Below are 15,516 nucleotides of genomic sequence, written 5' to 3' on the forward strand. Positions count from 1 at the left end.
GCCGGGGTCTCCCCCGGCGTTTTATCGACTGCTGACGCCATTCGGATGGCGAATCCCGCGAACCCCTCCGTGCAGGTGCGCAGATTCGCCCCCCCCTGACTCAAGCGGGCTCAAGCACCCCATCCCGCAACCGCAACGCGCGGTCGCAGCGGCGTGCCAGATCGATATCGTGCGTCACGATCACGAAGCTGGTCTTGAGCGTCTCGGAGAGTTCGAGCATCAGCGAGAACACGGTCTCGGCGGTGTGGCCGTCGAGGTTACCGGTCGGCTCATCGGCCAGCACGCATGCCGGTTGCGTCACCAGCGCGCGCGCCATGGCCACGCGCTGACGCTCGCCGCCCGACAATTCGCCCGGCCGATGCTTCACGCGCGAGCCCAGCCCCACACGCTCCAGCGTCGCTTGCGCGACCGCGCGCGCCTGCTCGGTCGGCATCCGGCGAATGCGCAGCGGCATCGCCACGTTATCGAGTGCCGAAAACTCCGCCAACAGATGGTGGAACTGATACACGAACCCGAGCGACTGATTGCGCTGGTTGGTCTTATCGCGCTCGTTCAACGAAGAAAACGGCTTACCGAGCAGCGACACCTCGCCACGCGACGGGTCGTCCAGTCCGCCCAGCACGTGCAGCAGCGTGCTCTTGCCCGAGCCCGACGCCCCCACGATCGCCACCTTCTCACCGGCAGCGATATCGAGGCTGGCACCGTTCAGCACCGTCACATTCAGTTCGCCCTGCTTGAACGTCTTATGCAGATCACGCGCGCGCAGCACCGGGCCGTCGTAGGTGAAATTCGGCGGGTTCACCGCCGTTGCCACAGTAGCTTTACTCATAGCGCAGGGCCTCCGCCGGTTTGACGCGCGAGGCACGCCAGCTCGGATAGATCGTCGCCAGTGCCGAGAGAATGAAGGAAATCACGCCGATGCGAATCACGTCGGACGATTGCAGATCCGAAGGCAGTTCGTTGATGAAATAGATCGATTGCGGCAGGAAGTGAATGCCCAGCATGCGTTCAATGAACGGCACGATGACGCCGATGTTCACCGAGATGAAGCAGCCCAGCCCAATCCCCAGCAACGCGCCGATAAATCCGATGGTCACGCCCTGCACGATGAAGATCTTCATGATCGAGCGCGGTTGCGCGCCCAACGTGCGCAGAATCGCGATGTCGGCGTACTTATCAGTCACCGTCATCACGAGCGACGACACCAGATTGAACGCCGCCACCGCAATGATCAGCGTCAAGATGATGAACATCATGCGCTTCTCGGTCTGCACGGCGATGAACCAGTTCTTGTTCTGCTGCGTCCAGTCTCGCACCCACATATTGCCGGTGAGCGATTTAGCGAGTTCACGCGCCACGATCGGCGCCTGCTCCATATCCTGAATCTTCAACCGCACGCCGGTCGGCCCGTCGAGGCGGAACAACGTCTCGGCGTCTTGCAGGTCGATCAGCGCCAGCGAACTGTCGTATTCGTAATGCCCTGCCGTGAAGATCGCGACCACGGTGAATTGCTTCACCCGCGGCAGCACCCCAGCCGGGGTAATCGTGCCCTGCGGGGCCACGAGCGTGATCTTGTCGCCGACGATCACCCCCAACCCGCGCGCCAGCTCGCTGCCCAGCACGATGCCGAAGCTGCCCGGCGTCAGGTTGGCGAGCGTGCCCCCGGTAATCTGCTTGCCGAGGTCGGACACCTTGGCTTCTTCACTCGGCACGATGCCGCGCAACACCACGCCGCGAACGTTGTCGTCGCGCGTGAGCATGGCCTGTTCGCCCACGTACGGGGCAGCGGCGATCACGTTCTTGTTCTGTAATGCCTCGGCGGCGGTGCGATGCCAGTCAGGCAAGTTGCCGTCGACGGCAAACACTTCGATGTGCGCCAGCACGGAGAGCATGCGGTCGCGCACTTCCTTCTGGAAACCGTTCATCACCGAGAGCACCACAATGAGCGCCGCCACGCCCAGCGCAATGCCGGCCATGGAAATGAACGAAATAAAGGAAATGAAACCGTTGCCTGAGGATCGCTTGCCGGTGCGCGTGTAGCGCCAGCCGATCTGCCATTCGTATGGGAATTTCAAACGGATTCCTGATTCTTGATTAGGATCGATCAGAGCGTGCCGCGCCGTGCGGCGCCGGTTCCCGTGCGCGTCGTCCCTTGCCGCACAAGGGGTGCCCGGCGCCTAACCGGCGGCACAGCGGGGTGGCACGTTCCGTACCTGACGTCAGGGTCACCCAACTGCCAGCGCGAAGTTTGCCATACAATTCGCCTCGACATGGATACACCTGCCCTGCACTTTCTTCTGCCGTTCGCGCTGCCCGCGTCGGCCCACTTGCCTGCCTTGCTGGCTGGATTGGAGTTGCCTGCGCTCGAAAAGTTGCTCGCGCGCGGCGTCCCGTCGGCACAGGACATCCCCGAAGACCCCTTCGTCCCGACGCTCCCGCACGAGCGCTGGCTGGCGGACGCTTTTGGCCTGCCCGGCGTACCCGCCCGGGCACCGCTCGCGCCCTTCATGCTGCTCGAAGACAGCGGCTCGCTCGACACCCGGATGTGGTACTGCGCCCAACCCGCGCATATCCACATCGCCACGGACCATCTGGTGCTGACCGACCCCGCCGAGCTGGAACTGAGCGCCGAGGAATCGGCCGCGCTGTTTGCCACCGCGCACGCGTTGTTGGCCGAGGAAGGCGGCGAGCTGATCGCGCCGCGCCCTGACCGCTGGTACCTGAGCGCCCCGGTGCTGGGCGACTTGCTGACCGCTTCGCCCGCGCGTGCTGCCGGTCGCAACGTCGATATCTGGTTGCCGCAGGGCAAAGCCGAACTGACATGGCGCAAGTGGCAAAACGAAGTGCAGATGGCCTGGTACGACCATCCGGCCAATCAAGCCCGCGAAGCGCGCCGTCTGCCGCCGGTCAATGCCATTTGGCTGTACGCCGGTGGTCAGCGCATTGCGGCGCCGCGTCTGAACCGGCCGTGCGTCACGGTGCTGGCCGACGCGCCTGCGACGCGCGGACTGGCCCGCCATCTTCAGATTTCACTTCACGACACCGCTGCGGGGCTTCAGGCCGCGAACGGCCGCACGCTTGTCCAGATCGACACCCTGACGTCCCATTTTCTGATGGAAGATTGGGCCCGCTGGCGCGACGCACTCGTCGAGATCGACCGCACGTGGCTTGCGCCCGCGCTCGAACGGCTGGCCAAGGGCAACGCCCGCGAAGTCAGCCTGACGCTTTGCGGCGACAGCCACAGCGTGACGATCCTCTCGCGCAGCGGCGACTTGCGTAAGTTCTGGCGCCGTCAGCCGCTCGCCACGCGTCTGGTGCCGTTCGCCCGTCTCGGCGAGGAAGTGGCATGACCGATATCGTCACCCGCGTCGTCGACGACGGCATTGCCGACACCCTTGCCCGCGACGGTGTACACCCGGTACTCGCTCGCTTGTTCGCCTCGCGCGGTGTGGCCGCCAGCGAGGAAACCGAAACGGCACTCGCCCGGCTCGTCCCGCCGACACAACTCAAAGGGGCGCAAGACGCCGCCGTGTTTCTCGCAGACGCCATCGCCGCGGGCAAACAAATGCTCGTCGTGGCGGATTACGACTGCGATGGCGCCACCGCTTGCGCCGTGGCCGTGCGCGGCCTGCGCATGTTCGGCGCCAAGGTCGAGTATCTGGTGCCGAACCGGTTCGAATACGGCTACGGCCTGACACCGGAAATCGTGGCGCTCGCAGCCCGTGGCAAGTTGGGGCCACCCGACGTGCTGATTACCGTCGACAACGGCATCGCCAGTCTCGACGGCGTGGCGGCGGCACAGGCGCTGGGCATCGAAGTCGTGGTCACCGATCACCACTTGCCCGGCAACGAGTTGCCTAACGCGCGTTGCATCGTCAATCCGAACCAACCGGGCTGCGAATTCCCGAGCAAGAATCTGGCGGGCGTCGGCGTGATGTTCTACGTGCTGCTAGCGTTGCGCGCCGAATTGCGCCAGCGCGGCGCGTTCGACAACAAAGAGCAGCCGCGGCTGGATACGTTGCTCGATCTCGTCGCGCTCGGCACCGTCGCCGACGTGGTCAAGCTCGACACCAACAACCGGATTCTGGTCGCGCAAGGCCTCTCGCGCATGCGCGCGGGCCGTATGCACCCGGGCATCAATGCGCTGTTTCGCGCGGCGGCCCGCAATGCCCGTCAGGCAGGCAGCTTCGATCTGGGCTTCGGCCTTGGCCCGCGCCTGAACGCGGCCGGACGCCTCGCCGATATGTCACTCGGCATCGAATGCTTGCTGACCGATGACGACGCGCGCGCGTGGACCCTCGCACAAGAGCTCGATGCGATGAACCGCGAGCGCCGGGAAATCGAAGCCGGGATGCAGCAGGAGGCGCTCGCCGATCTCGCACGCTTCGATCCGCGTGCCGCGACCACCCTGTGTGCGTTCAACGAAACGTGGCATCAGGGTGTGATCGGCATCGTTGCCGCGCGTCTTAAAGAGAAGTTCTACCGCCCAACGATCGTATTTGCGCCGGGCGACGATGGACAGATCAAGGGCTCCGGCCGCTCGATTCCGGGGTTCCATCTGCGCGATGCGCTCGACCTCGTGACCAAGCGTGAACCCGGTCTGATTGCCAAGTTCGGCGGCCACGCGATGGCAGCCGGGCTGACGATTGCAGCGGACGATCTGGCGCGCTTCCAAGCGGCGTTTGAAGCCGTCGGACAGGAATGGCTCGACGAGAAGACGCTCTCGCGCGTGATCGAAACCGATGGCGATATCGGCGACGAATGCTTCGTGCCGCCGTTCGTGGCCCTGCTCGATGCGCAGGTGTGGGGACAAGGCTTCCCGCCGCCGGTGTTTTCGGGCGAGTTCGAAGTGCTCTCGCAGGCGATTCTCAAAGACAAGCATCTGAAGCTGCAACTCGGCCGCGGACGCATGCGCTTTAACGCCATCTGGTTCAACCATGCCGACACGCTGCCGAGCCGCGCACGCTTCGCCTACCGGCTGGCTGCCGACACGTTCAACGGCGTATCGCGCGTACAGATGATCGTGGAGCACGCGCAGGCGTGAAGCCGATTGGCGTGTGCGTGAGCGACTCAAGCGCACGCCGATCCGCCGTCAGCACCATCACTCGAACGGCTGTGCCGAGCGTCGCGTGCGCCCTGTGGGTGTGACGAACGCCAGCACCGCCGGGACGAGCACTCGCACCCGGTGCCAGCAGCGCGAGGGCACCACGGCGAGCCGGGGCGCAGCAATCTCCAAGGTGCGCGTGACCCCCGCGAGATCGACGTAATCGATCGCCAACGTGCCACGCGCCACCATCAGCAGTTCATCGCCCGCTTCGTGACATTCCCACACATCGGCGTGCACCGCCGCATTGTCGGGCGCCTCGAACATCCCGATCATGCGGCGCGCGCCGCGGCGCGCGCCGCTGCGTGTCGCCATCATGGCTAGCATGTCGTCCTCATAGAGACCGAGCAGCGCGTCTCGCCCTGTGCCGCAGGCCCACGGCAATCGCGCCCCTAACACGCGCTCGCCTTCGTCGCCATCGCCCATGCTGTCGATGGCGTCATTGCCCATGACCCGCCTCCCCGGCGGCGGCAAACGACACCTTCGCCGACACATGACGCGGCCCCATCACGCGCTGCCCCGTCAGCACAATCGTGCGCATCGCTTCGGCCCAGCCTTGCATTGAGGCCAGCGCGACCTCCGCGTGCACGAGACTCGTACCGACCGAACTCGCACGCTTGGGCGCCTTGCCCGCAGGCCACGCACGACGCAGTTCGTCGTCGACCGGCGTGTCGTGAAAGCCGCCGCTCATCGTGATATCGAAAGCGAGCGTCGACAGCTTGCCGCGACCGACATCACCCGCGTCACCCATGCAATAGGCCATGCCAGATACGCCAAAGCGATGCTCGCCCTCGGACACGATGCCAGTCACTTGAAAGACTCGCGACGATGCGCCGTCGCGCGAGGCAAGCACAAGTTCGATCGGCAGCGGCCCCTCGCCTTCCAGTTGGTAGGTGCCACGCAACGTCGTGGTCATGACCGGCGGCGCGGCACAGATCGATACCGCTTGGGCAGCCGCGAGCATCGAGGTACCTGCCAGCGTCGCCGTCAGCAATACGCCTGCCGTGCGTCGAATGATGTGAAGGGATGTGCTCATAAATTTGCGTCCTTTTTTCAAAGTGCCGTGGGAGCGATCAATAGTCCGTGCGCAGCGTCAGCATCACACTGCGCGGATTGCCGTAGTGGTTGTTCCAGCTCGCGTTCGACAGGCTTTGGTAGTAGCGCCGGTCGAACACGTTGTTGAGATTGAGCGACGCGCTGACATGCTTGTTGTAGCGATACCCCGCGCGCAAATTGAGCGTCGCGTAGCCGCCCTGACGCAGCACGATGCCGTTGGACGTGGCCGACGTTTCGCTCTGCACATCCACGCCACCGCCCACGCTCCAGCGACGCCCGTCGAACGGCAGCTGGTAGTTAGTCCACACACGCAGCAGATGGCGTGGCGCGAAGTCGGCGAACGATTGCCCCTGCATCGTGGCGTCGGTGAGGTACCGGGTCGTGTTGAACGTGTAGCCCGCGAACACGTTCCACGCGTCGGTGATCTGCCCGCTTGCCTGCATTTCCACGCCTTGGCTCTGCACTTCGCCCGAGGCGATGTAGCGGCACGTCGTGCCCACGCACGGCACACTCGGATCGGTCTGCGCGCGGTTCTTCTGACGAATGCGGAACACGGCCAGCGACACATCCATCGCGCCGTCTAGCAACTGCCCCTTCACCCCCGCCTCATAGCTCGCACCAGTGATCGGTTTGAGCAAGTTGTTGCCCGCGTCGAGCACGGTCTGCGGCTGGAATATATCGGCGTAGCTCGCGTACAGCGACCACTGATCGTTCAGATCGAACACCAGCCCGCCGTAAGGCGTTGCCTTCGCTCCCGTGGGGTAGCTGCTCGCTGGCGCGTGCTGATCCCACCACGACACGCGGGCGCCGAGTATCAGCGTGAGCGGTTGCGCGAGACGGATGCGCCCCATCGCATAGGCGCCGTTCTGCACCGTACGCGTTGGCGTGACGCTCGAGAACGGGCCGGTCGCGGGCTCGGGAATCGCGTTCGGGTCCCAGCGATAGATATCGACGGGCTTGCCGTTCACCGACGGCATCAATGCAGCGCTACGCTGCTGCGTGGTCGCTTCGAGCCGCTGCAATCCGAACAGCAAATGGTGCTCGCGACCGAACACCTTCACCGGGCCGTCGACCTGCAAGTCCACGCCAGTTTGTGTGTTGTCGAAGCGATAAGCCGCGCCGGTCAATTGACTGCCCGCACCGGTCGCCGGATTGATGGCACCGAAGGCGACGCCGTACTTCAGATCGCCGCCTGCATCGAGATAGTTCGCTGAAAGCTTGGCTGCCCAACCGCTGCCGAGTTGCTGCTCCAACGTGCCGAAAACGCGCGTCTCGGTCCAGTCGAAGGTGTCCCACGACGAGCCGAGGAAAATCGAGCGCGGCAGGTTCAGATCACCGCCCTGTGTCGAGAACGGCACGCCTGCAAGGTTCGGCGTCGACGTAGTGCGTTGATGCTGCACACCGACGCGCAATAGCGTGGACGACGTGAGGTCGGCTTCTGCCACGCCATAGACCGTGGTGGCGTGCTGCTTGCCGAAGTCGTAATACATGCGCTGCCTGTCGTCGGAGACGGCGACACGCGCGCGCAGCGAGCCACTTTCATTGAGGGGACCGCCGATGTCCGCCGCTTCTCGATAGCGATCCCAACTGCCCAGCGTGACCGATGCCGACGCGGCAAACGTTTTGCCCGGCCGCTTGTGCACAAGGTTCACCAACCCACCCGGGTTGCCCGTGCCGTGAAAGAGGCCCGTCGAGCCGCGGATGATTTCTACGCGCTCGTAAGGCGTCATGTCCTGCGGCCCAGCAGCGGTGTTCGCCATCAGCACGGGCACGCCGTCTTGCTCGAAGGCATCGAGTTTGAAACCGCGCGAGTAGAACGCGGTGGTCAGCAGCACATACGGCTGCACGGTGATGCCGGGCACTTGTTGCAGCACGTCCTCGATGGCGTGCGCGCCCTGCTGCTCCATGAGCTTTTCGTCGACGACGGTCACCGTTTGCGGCAAGTCGCGCACCGACGGCGCGAGCTTGCCGAGTACGGAGCCTTGTGCTGCGGCATCGCGTGTCGCCGTCGCGTTGACCTGCGTCGTCGGCAGCGCGGTAGTGTCAGCCACCTCCTCCGCTATCGCCGGCATCGCGCTCGCGCCCATCACGACCGCCATGGCCGCCATGGCCGCCATCGCGACGGCACGCCACACCCCGGGCGCCACCGTCGGCATTTCTCTGAAACCACTTGGAATAATCGAAGACATCAGCAGCACACCAACGAGATGAAGAATCAATCCCGCTATCGTGCCGACGCGTCGACACCTGCACTCGCGCTTGCATCACCAACGCTGGCGATGGCGTCACGAATGCGTTTGAATCGTGTGCTGAAGCTGTGCCGATCCGTTACGCGCCTTCGCGTGTCAGCGTATTGGGCAACACACCGAAACGCGTACGAAAGGCCTTTGAGAAATGCGAGTCGGTGTAACCGCATTGCCACGCGGCCTCGCTCACGCTGATGCGATGCGCGCTGAGGAGTTCGAACGCTTTCGTCAGTCGGCGCTCGCGCACGTAGCCATGCACCGTCGTGCCGAATTGCTCGCGAAACCCATCGCACAATTTGTTCACGTTGATGCCGACGGTACGCGCGAGTTGCGGCAGCGGGGGCGGTATTTGCAACTGCTCGTCGAGGAGGTCGCGCGCGGCGAATAGCGCTTTACGAAGCGTGGCTTCACGCGCGGACGCACGGTTGCCCGAGACTGTGACCGTGTCCGGTGTGCACGCGGCACACCGAGCCAACGCTTCGAAGGTTTGCCCAACCAGTGCCAATCGCTGCCACGGCGCGTCGGCGTCGGGCGACACAGCGGCGCCCCCCATCGCACCGGTCTGAGGCGACGATGCCGTCGCGCTCGCCCAGCGCCACTCGTCGGCACTCATGGCGCGGGTCAGAATGGCGCTGTCAGCCGCCCATTCGCCCGTCGCACCAGTGTCGCGCCAACGATGCGTCAGGGCCGTGGCATCGAGCCCACAGGTAGCGCGCAGATACGCCTCGGACAAACGCACGCTGCAATACCGCAAGGCGGCCGAGTGACGGTATTCGTTGTCGATATCGAACGACGCGGCACCAAAGCAGACGCTGACGCTCGCCGCCCCTGCCGTGAGCAGCGGTTCGCCGCACGCCCCCCATTGCAACGTGCCATCGAGCAGAAACACGATCTTGATGTCTCCCGCCGTGAGCGATTCGCGCACCGACTCCCCCGCACATGCATGCTGGACGCCCTGCGCCATCGACAGGCCGTCGACATCGAACGTGCGACGCCACGGTTTCGATACTCCGTGGCCAGCGGTTAAGGCTCGCGACATTGCTATTCCGCTATCAAATGTTAATGAGACACATTATCATTTGATAGCGAAGCTTAGGCAATGGCTGCCAAACGCTTTCGCGTGCGATGAGACCTAGGTGCCCGCCAACTCGGCAACTGTCAGACCACCGGCGCCTCGGCCACATACTCCCGCATCACGCGCAGGAACGCTTCACGTGCCGGATGCACATCGACGCCGCGATGCCGCACGAAGAAGTTCGGCACAGCGGCCAGGTCATCGAGCGCGTGGCCCACGATGGCCGCTTCCTGCCGATAGCGCAGGTACACGCCGCGCGGCACGAGCGAGTAGCCGACGCCCGCCCCTACACACGCCACGATCGTCGCGTAGCTGCCGTAGCTCAGAATGCGCCCCGGCGTGACGGTGTTGGCCGCGAGCCATTGCTCCATCGTGGCGCGATACGGGCACCCCGGCGGCCACATCAACAGCGTGGCGCCCGCCAGATCCGACGCTTCGTGCACTGTGTCAGCGCGCGCGGGGGCGACCAGCACGATCGGCTCGCGATAGATTTCGTCGGCCACGACCAATGCCTGCGCCTGCGCTTCCAGACACGCCGTGCCCGCAATAAGCGCCGCATCCACCCGGCCATGCTGAATTTCGTCGAGCAAGTTGAGCGAGGTGTCCGTCACCAGATTGAGCCGCACCTTTGGGTAAGCGGCGTGAAAGCGTGCTAACACCGCCGGCAAGCGCGAGGTCGCCGACGATTCGATCGCGCCCAGCGAAAAATCGCCTGCCGGTTCGCTCAGGGGGTTCAGCGCGGCGCTCGCCTCGCGCGAGAGCGCCAGAATTCGGTCGGCATACCCCAGCAGGGTGCGCCCGCTCGGCGTGAGTTGCAGACGCCGCCCCTGCCGGTGGAACAGCTTTACGCCCACGGTGTGTTCAAGCGAACGGATGCGGGCCGTGACGTTCGACTGCACGCAATGCAGCGCTTCGGCCGCGCCCAGCACACTGCCCTCGTCGACAATGGCCTTGAAGGTCTGAAGTTGCAGAAAATCCATGGACGTCTCCCGGCCCCCCGGGGCGCGAAAACAGCAAAGCAAGAGCGTATCGATGAAGCGAATTGACGAAGCTTAAGCGAGTCGCAACGACACTTCAATAATAGTGAACAAAATCGCCTCAACATTTCACTTTTTTAGTGCACGGGAAACGCATACAGTTCGGGTTATCCCTAGTGCGACGTCTGCCAAGGCATCCCGCCCGCCGCCAGAACGCCGCCGCTCCCGAAGGAAGTCACATCATGTTCCGCCCTCTGTCCGCCGCTGCTAACGTCAACACCTTCGCTCCGGTGGTTGCTGCGCCGGTCACGCCGCTCGGTCTGTTTTTCCGTGCCATGGATCAATGGCGCGCGCATTACGAACAGTCGCTGCAAGCGGAAGCCCTCGCCGCGTTCGACGACACGTCGCTTGCCGATGCCGGTTATGCCCGCGACGCTTTCGGCCTGCGTCATCGCGCGCGCTAAGCTGCGTTAGGCCACATTAGGCCGCACAAGGCCGCGTTAGGCCGCGTTAGGTCGCGTTTAGCCGCGCTAAGCGGTTGCCAGCACGTTGTCGTGAAGGCAGTCGGATTCCACCGAAAGTCGCCAAAAGGCCCCGGATTGGGGCCTTCGCTGCGTTATAATCGCGGTTTTCACCGAATTCGCACCTGTCACCACACATGGAAGCCGAACGCCTTAACGCACTTGAATCCCTCCTCGCCGACCTGCGCACCCGCGTCGGCGAGCTCAGGGGGTATCTTTGACTTCGATGTCAAGCAAGCTCGCCTGACTGAAGTCAACAAAGAACTCGAAGACCCGAACATCTGGAACGATTCCAAGCGTGCGCAAGCACTGGGCAAGGAAAAGAAAGCGCTCGATAGCATCGTCACCAACCTGACCGAGCTCGACACTGGCCTTTCCGATACGCAGGAATTGTTCGACATGGCCCGCGAAGAGGGCGATGAAGATTCGCTGCTGGCGCTCGAGAGCGACACGCAAGGTCTCGCCGCCCGCGTGGGCGACATGGAGTTCCGCCGGATGTTCAACAACCCGGCCGACCCGAACAACTGCTTCATCGATATCCAAGCCGGTGCCGGCGGCACCGAGGCCAACGATTGGGCCGGCATGCTGCTGCGCCAATATCTGCGCTATTGCGAACGCAAGGGCTTCAAGGCCGAAGTGCTCGAAGTGTCGGACGGTGACGTCGCGGGCATCAAGAGCGCCTCGCTCAAGGTCACGGGCGACTACGCTTACGGCTATCTGCGCACGGAAACCGGTGTGCACCGCTTGGTGCGCAAGTCGCCGTTCGACTCGTCGGGCGGCCGCCATACGTCGTTCGCGAGCTTGTTCGTGTACCCGGAAGTCGATGATTCGATCGAGATCGATATCAACCCGGCCGACGTGCGTACCGACACGTATCGCGCGTCCGGCGCAGGCGGTCAGCACATCAACAAGACCGACTCCGCCGTGCGTCTGACGCACATCCCGACCGGCATCGTCGTGGCCTGCCAGAACGATCGTTCGCAGCACCGCAACCGCGCCGAAGCGTGGGACATGCTCCGCTCGCGTCTGTTCGAACACGAGATGCGCAAGCGTCGTGCCGAACAAGACAAGCTCGAGTCGAGCAAGACCGATGTGGGCTGGGGCCATCAGATTCGCTCGTACGTGCTCGACCAGTCGCGCGTCAAGGACCTGCGCACCAGCGTGGAAACCGGCAATACCGGCAAGGTGCTCGACGGCGATCTGGACGACTTCATCTCCGCGAGTCTCAAGCAGGGAGTGTAAGGAATGGCGTTTGTCCGCACGCTAGCCGTGTGGGTGGTGGGCGCGTTGTGTTTGCAACGCGCCGCCATGGCGGGCCCGGCGAGTACGCCGGGTGCGCCGGGTCCAAGCCCCGACACGGGGCCGTATCTGCACGAATTACTCAAACGCCCGGATTTTTCGGGCGCTTATACGCGCATCGTGGCGCCGCGCAACCTGCCGTCGTGGGTGCGCCAGGGCGGCACGTCGACGCCGTCGCAACGCGTGAGCGTGGCGGGCAAGCCGTGGCTGCTCGTGCAAAGCTGCAAGCCGCACGATTGCCCGAGCGAGTATGTCCATATTTTGTATGAACCGCGCTCGCAGTCGATCGCGGCGTTGTTTGTGCGAGACCCGAGTGCCGCGGCGAACGCCAGCGTGCATCAGGATCGCACTGAACTGATCTGGCTGGGCTCACCCGACGGCTCGCTCAAGAACGCCCTGCTCCACACACTGCGCTTTACTGAATAACCTCATCGTTCGCACCATGACCGATCAAAACACTCCGGCCCAAGACCAGGCCAACGACGCCGCGCAAGACGACAACAAGCTCATCGCGGAGCGTCGCGAGAAACTTCAGGCACTGCGTGCCGAGGGCGTCGCCTTCCCGAACGATTTCCGTCCCGAGCAGCACGCCGGCGACTTGCAGACGCGTTATGCCGACGTGCAGAACGAAGCGCTCGAAGCCGAACCGGTGCCTGTGTCGGTGGCCGGTCGCATGATGCTCAAGCGCGTGATGGGCAAGGCAGCGTTCGCCACCGTGCAAGACGGCAGCGGTCAGATTCAGTTCTTCATCAGCCGCGACGACGTGGGTGTCGATTCGATGACCGCCTTCAAGGGCTGGGACATCGGTGACATCATCGCCGCCACCGGCACCCTGTTCCGCACCCGCACCGGCGAACTGTCGGTCAAGGTCAAGGAACTGCGACTGCTCGCCAAGGCGCTGCGTCCGCTGCCCGATAAGTTCCACGGCCTGTCGGATCAGGAAACGAAGTACCGTCAGCGTTACGTCGACCTGATTACCTCGCCGGAAACGCGCAACACGTTCCGTGCACGTGCCAAGGCCATCGCGTCGATTCGCCAGTACATGACCGATGCCGAGTTCATGGAAGTCGAAACGCCGATGCTGCACCCGATTCCGGGCGGTGCCGCGGCCAAGCCGTTCATCACGCACCACAACGCGCTGGATATGCAGATGTATCTGCGTATCGCGCCGGAACTGTATTTGAAGCGCCTGATCGTCGGCGGCTTCGAGCGGGTGTTCGAGATCAACCGTAACTTCCGCAACGAAGGCGTGTCGCCGCGCCACAATCCGGAATTCACGATGATGGAGTTCTACGCAGCCTATACGGATTACCGTTGGCTGATGGACTTCACCGAGTCGCTGATTCGCCGCGCCGCCGTCGACGCGCTCGGCACCGCGACCATCCAGTATCAAGGCCGTGAGTTGGATCTGGCCAAGCCGTTCCATCGCCTGACGATCGTCCAAGCGATTCGCAAGTACGCGCCGGAGTACACCGACGCGCAACTGGCCGATATCGAATTTGTGCGTGGTGCACTGGTGAAGTTCGGCGTGAAGGTCGATGCACCGCAGTTCAAGCATGCCGGTCTGGGCGCACTGCAACTGGCGCTGTTCGAAGAAACGGCAGAAAGCCAGTTGTGGGAGCCGACGTTCATCATCGACTACCCGGTGGAAGTATCGCCGCTCGCACGCGCATCGGACACGGTGCCGGGCATCACCGAGCGCTTCGAGCTGTTCATGACGGGCCGCGAAATCGCCAACGGCTTCTCGGAGTTGAACGATCCGGAAGATCAAGCCGCGCGCTTCCGTGCGCAGGTGGATCAGAAGGACGCGGGCGATGAAGAAGCCATGTACTACGACGCCGATTACATCCGCGCGCTCGAGTACGGGATGCCCCCGACGGGCGGCTGCGGTATCGGCATCGATCGCCTGATCATGTTGCTCACCGACAGCCCGAACATCCGCGACGTGCTGCTGTTCCCGCACCTGCGCCGCGAAGACTAAGCGTCGCGAACGCTTGTCCGATCGGTACGTGAAAATGCCGCAGCGATAAAAGCTGCGGCATTTTTTTTATGGCTCGGCTCAGGACGGGAAATTGTTGATCGGCACCTCGGTGCCGTTCGAGGCGATGATCGTCGACGTGACAGATCCCGTCGTATTCCCCGCTGTGGGAGGCGTCGTGGATGTTGTGGTGCGCTCCCGGCACGCATTGCGATGCCATGTCAGCGCATCATGCCCGGGGCGGCGAGCATACGCCGAGCGCCACCAGTCGCCAGTGCAGCGACGATCGAAGTCCGACGTCTCGATGGTCGGCACCGGTGTCCCACCCTCGCCTGCTCGCGCCTCGGTTCGAGTCACGTTGGTTAGGCAGTTCGAGAATCCGGCGGCATGGCTATGTAACGATAGAATCCGCGCGACGCCGCTTGCAGTGATGATCTTGGACGGCTCCACAGGCAAGCGACTGATGATGTCCCGGCCTGCCGCACGGAATAACGCCGGATTCGGATCGTCGTGCCACGACCCTTCGTCGACGTCCGCCAGACGGCGCCATAGCGGCATCAATGCCCACCAGCCAAGGTCATACTCCAACGCCGCCATCGTCCCCGGCTGATAACCGTCGCGTCGCATGTAGATCGAAGGAATGGACAGCGACTCGGCTGTGTGAAACTCACTATCTACGCCGACGTCGAGCACCGATCCGGTCCCGCCGTCGTTCCCGCCCGACGTCTGCGAGCCGGCCGCCGCACCGATACCCAGACAGGCCATTCGCTGTTCCAGCGCGTCAACGAGTTGCTGGCCATCGATACCGTTGGGACACCCGTCCGCTGGCGCCAGCACGTCAAGCAGTTCGACCCAGAACGCCCCCGCCTTGTGATCGGAGAGAAAGCCGATGCGATCCGGCTCGGTATGCAAATGCTTGATCGTACGGCCCTCAGACTGCACGTCCGCCGGGGCTTGCATGGGCAACGAGGGCGCGCAGTCTTCACGGCGAAATCCACGCTCGTCAGGCGCGCCCGGTGCCACGAGCACATCGGTCAGATCGTCGGCAAAGACGACGCGTGGCGCTTCGGACATCGCCACCCACGCGCCAGTGATTGCCGTCGTCAATGGCACCGCAGACAGCGACGGTGCTGACATTCCGAAAGGGGTCAGAGCAGGCATGCGTTCTCTCCTGTAACGGCATCGAATTGTGCCGCCAAGGAGTCTAGATTTCTGCGCACTCCGCGTTATCGCGTAACTGACCGGCGCTACGCGAAACGA

14 protein-coding genes are annotated in these 15,516 nt (G+C 63.7%); 6 read left to right on the forward strand and 8 right to left on the reverse strand.

Annotated features, from left to right (window positions below; translation table 11 throughout):
- Positions 1-100 precede the first annotated feature (100 nt).
- Both lolD and ACPWR9_RS14795 read right to left on the reverse strand, forming a co-directional pair.
- The gene (gene lolD / locus ACPWR9_RS14790) at positions 101-829 is read right to left on the reverse strand and encodes a lipoprotein-releasing ABC transporter ATP-binding protein LolD (protein ID WP_426298741.1); all 729 of its coding nucleotides are present in this window, start codon (positions 827-829) and stop codon (positions 101-103) included.
- Positions 822-2,075 carry a lipoprotein-releasing ABC transporter permease subunit gene (locus ACPWR9_RS14795; RefSeq protein WP_426298743.1) on the reverse strand — a complete coding sequence of 418 codons (1,254 nt, stop codon included), beginning with the start codon at positions 2,073-2,075 and terminating at the stop codon, positions 822-824. Before ACPWR9_RS14795 ends, lolD begins: the two co-directional genes overlap by 8 nt.
- 195 nt (positions 2,076-2,270) lie before the next feature.
- On the opposite strand from ACPWR9_RS14795, the gene ACPWR9_RS14800 reads away from it, so the two are divergent.
- Entirely contained in the window at positions 2,271-3,350 is a 1,080-nt protein-coding gene (locus tag ACPWR9_RS14800; RefSeq protein ID WP_426298745.1) for a regulator, read from the forward strand.
- On the forward strand, positions 3,347-5,044 hold the full coding sequence (gene recJ / locus ACPWR9_RS14805) for a single-stranded-DNA-specific exonuclease RecJ (protein ID WP_426298747.1): 1,698 nt from the start codon (positions 3,347-3,349) through the stop codon (positions 5,042-5,044). The genes ACPWR9_RS14800 and recJ overlap by 4 nt, the downstream gene beginning before the upstream one ends.
- A gap of 57 nt (positions 5,045-5,101) precedes the next feature.
- Here recJ and ACPWR9_RS14810 read toward each other — a convergent pair whose 3' ends face one another.
- The 5 genes from ACPWR9_RS14810 to ACPWR9_RS14830 form a co-directional block, all read right to left on the reverse strand.
- A complete protein-coding gene (locus tag ACPWR9_RS14810) occupies positions 5,102-5,554 on the reverse strand; it encodes a hypothetical protein (protein WP_426298749.1) in 453 nt (150 codons plus the stop codon).
- The gene (locus ACPWR9_RS14815) at positions 5,544-6,140 is read right to left on the reverse strand and encodes a hypothetical protein (protein WP_426298751.1); all 597 of its coding nucleotides are present in this window, start codon (positions 6,138-6,140) and stop codon (positions 5,544-5,546) included. Before ACPWR9_RS14815 ends, ACPWR9_RS14810 begins: the two co-directional genes overlap by 11 nt.
- A gap of 37 nt (positions 6,141-6,177) precedes the next feature.
- Positions 6,178-8,349 (reverse strand): TonB-dependent siderophore receptor, encoded by a 2,172-nt coding sequence (locus ACPWR9_RS14820; protein ID WP_426298753.1) that lies wholly within the window; start codon positions 8,347-8,349, stop codon positions 6,178-6,180.
- 139 nt (positions 8,350-8,488) lie between these two features.
- Positions 8,489-9,445 (reverse strand): helix-turn-helix domain-containing protein, encoded by a 957-nt coding sequence (locus tag ACPWR9_RS14825; protein ID WP_426298755.1) that lies wholly within the window; start codon positions 9,443-9,445, stop codon positions 8,489-8,491.
- Positions 9,446-9,564: 119 nt separating this feature from the next.
- Positions 9,565-10,461 (reverse strand): LysR family transcriptional regulator, encoded by an 897-nt coding sequence (locus tag ACPWR9_RS14830; protein WP_426298757.1) that lies wholly within the window; start codon positions 10,459-10,461, stop codon positions 9,565-9,567.
- A gap of 239 nt (positions 10,462-10,700) precedes the next feature.
- Here ACPWR9_RS14830 and ACPWR9_RS14835 point away from each other — a divergent pair, with 239 nt between their 5' ends.
- The 4 genes from ACPWR9_RS14835 to lysS all read left to right on the forward strand — a co-directional run bounded on the left by ACPWR9_RS14835 (position 10,701) and on the right by lysS (position 14,259).
- Complete coding sequence (locus ACPWR9_RS14835; protein WP_426298759.1) at positions 10,701-10,922, forward strand: hypothetical protein; 222 nt, start codon at positions 10,701-10,703, stop codon at positions 10,920-10,922.
- Positions 10,923-11,116: 194 nt separating this feature from the next.
- A protein-coding gene (gene prfB, locus ACPWR9_RS14840) for a peptide chain release factor 2 (RefSeq protein WP_426298761.1) occupies positions 11,117-12,221 on the forward strand; the annotation gives its coding sequence in 2 pieces (ribosomal slippage) (positions 11,117-11,188 and positions 11,190-12,221; 1,104 coding nt in all).
- A 3-nt stretch (positions 12,222-12,224) separates the two neighbouring features.
- Positions 12,225-12,704 (forward strand): Ivy family c-type lysozyme inhibitor, encoded by a 480-nt coding sequence (locus ACPWR9_RS14845; RefSeq protein WP_426298763.1) that lies wholly within the window; start codon positions 12,225-12,227, stop codon positions 12,702-12,704.
- Between the two features lie 16 nt (positions 12,705-12,720).
- On the forward strand, positions 12,721-14,259 hold the full coding sequence (lysS, locus tag ACPWR9_RS14850) for a lysine--tRNA ligase (RefSeq protein ID WP_426298765.1): 1,539 nt from the start codon (positions 12,721-12,723) through the stop codon (positions 14,257-14,259).
- 78 nt (positions 14,260-14,337) lie between these two features.
- Here the strand turns inward: lysS and ACPWR9_RS14855 are convergent, their stop codons facing one another.
- Positions 14,338-15,417: a hypothetical protein gene (locus tag ACPWR9_RS14855; protein WP_426298767.1), complete on the reverse strand. Its 1,080-nt coding sequence runs from the start codon at positions 15,415-15,417 to the stop codon at positions 14,338-14,340.
- Positions 15,418-15,516: the final 99 nt, after the last annotated feature.

The sequence above is a fragment of the Pandoraea pneumonica genome, assembly GCF_049918595.1.
GTDB classification, from domain to species: domain Bacteria; phylum Pseudomonadota; class Gammaproteobacteria; order Burkholderiales; family Burkholderiaceae; genus Pandoraea; species Pandoraea pneumonica_A.

Excerpts from the sequence above, each read along its gene's own strand:
- lolD (WP_426298741.1), bottom strand. The coding sequence starts at position 829 with ATGAGTAAAGCTACTGTGGCAACGGCGGTGAACCCGCCGAATTTCACC.
- ACPWR9_RS14800 (WP_426298745.1), top strand. The coding sequence starts at position 2,271 with ATGGATACACCTGCCCTGCACTTTCTTCTGCCGTTCGCGCTGCCCGCG.
- recJ (WP_426298747.1), top strand. The coding sequence starts at position 3,347 with ATGACCGATATCGTCACCCGCGTCGTCGACGACGGCATTGCCGACACC.
- ACPWR9_RS14810 (WP_426298749.1), bottom strand. The coding sequence starts at position 5,554 with ATGGGCAATGACGCCATCGACAGCATGGGCGATGGCGACGAAGGCGAG.
- ACPWR9_RS14815 (WP_426298751.1), bottom strand. The coding sequence starts at position 6,140 with ATGAGCACATCCCTTCACATCATTCGACGCACGGCAGGCGTATTGCTG.
- ACPWR9_RS14820 (WP_426298753.1), bottom strand. The coding sequence starts at position 8,349 with ATGTCTTCGATTATTCCAAGTGGTTTCAGAGAAATGCCGACGGTGGCG.
- ACPWR9_RS14825 (WP_426298755.1), bottom strand. The coding sequence starts at position 9,445 with ATGTCGCGAGCCTTAACCGCTGGCCACGGAGTATCGAAACCGTGGCGT.
- ACPWR9_RS14830 (WP_426298757.1), bottom strand. The coding sequence starts at position 10,461 with ATGGATTTTCTGCAACTTCAGACCTTCAAGGCCATTGTCGACGAGGGC.
- ACPWR9_RS14835 (WP_426298759.1), top strand. The coding sequence starts at position 10,701 with ATGTTCCGCCCTCTGTCCGCCGCTGCTAACGTCAACACCTTCGCTCCG.
- ACPWR9_RS14845 (WP_426298763.1), top strand. The coding sequence starts at position 12,225 with ATGGCGTTTGTCCGCACGCTAGCCGTGTGGGTGGTGGGCGCGTTGTGT.
- lysS (WP_426298765.1), top strand. The coding sequence starts at position 12,721 with ATGACCGATCAAAACACTCCGGCCCAAGACCAGGCCAACGACGCCGCG.
- ACPWR9_RS14855 (WP_426298767.1), bottom strand. The coding sequence starts at position 15,417 with ATGCCTGCTCTGACCCCTTTCGGAATGTCAGCACCGTCGCTGTCTGCG.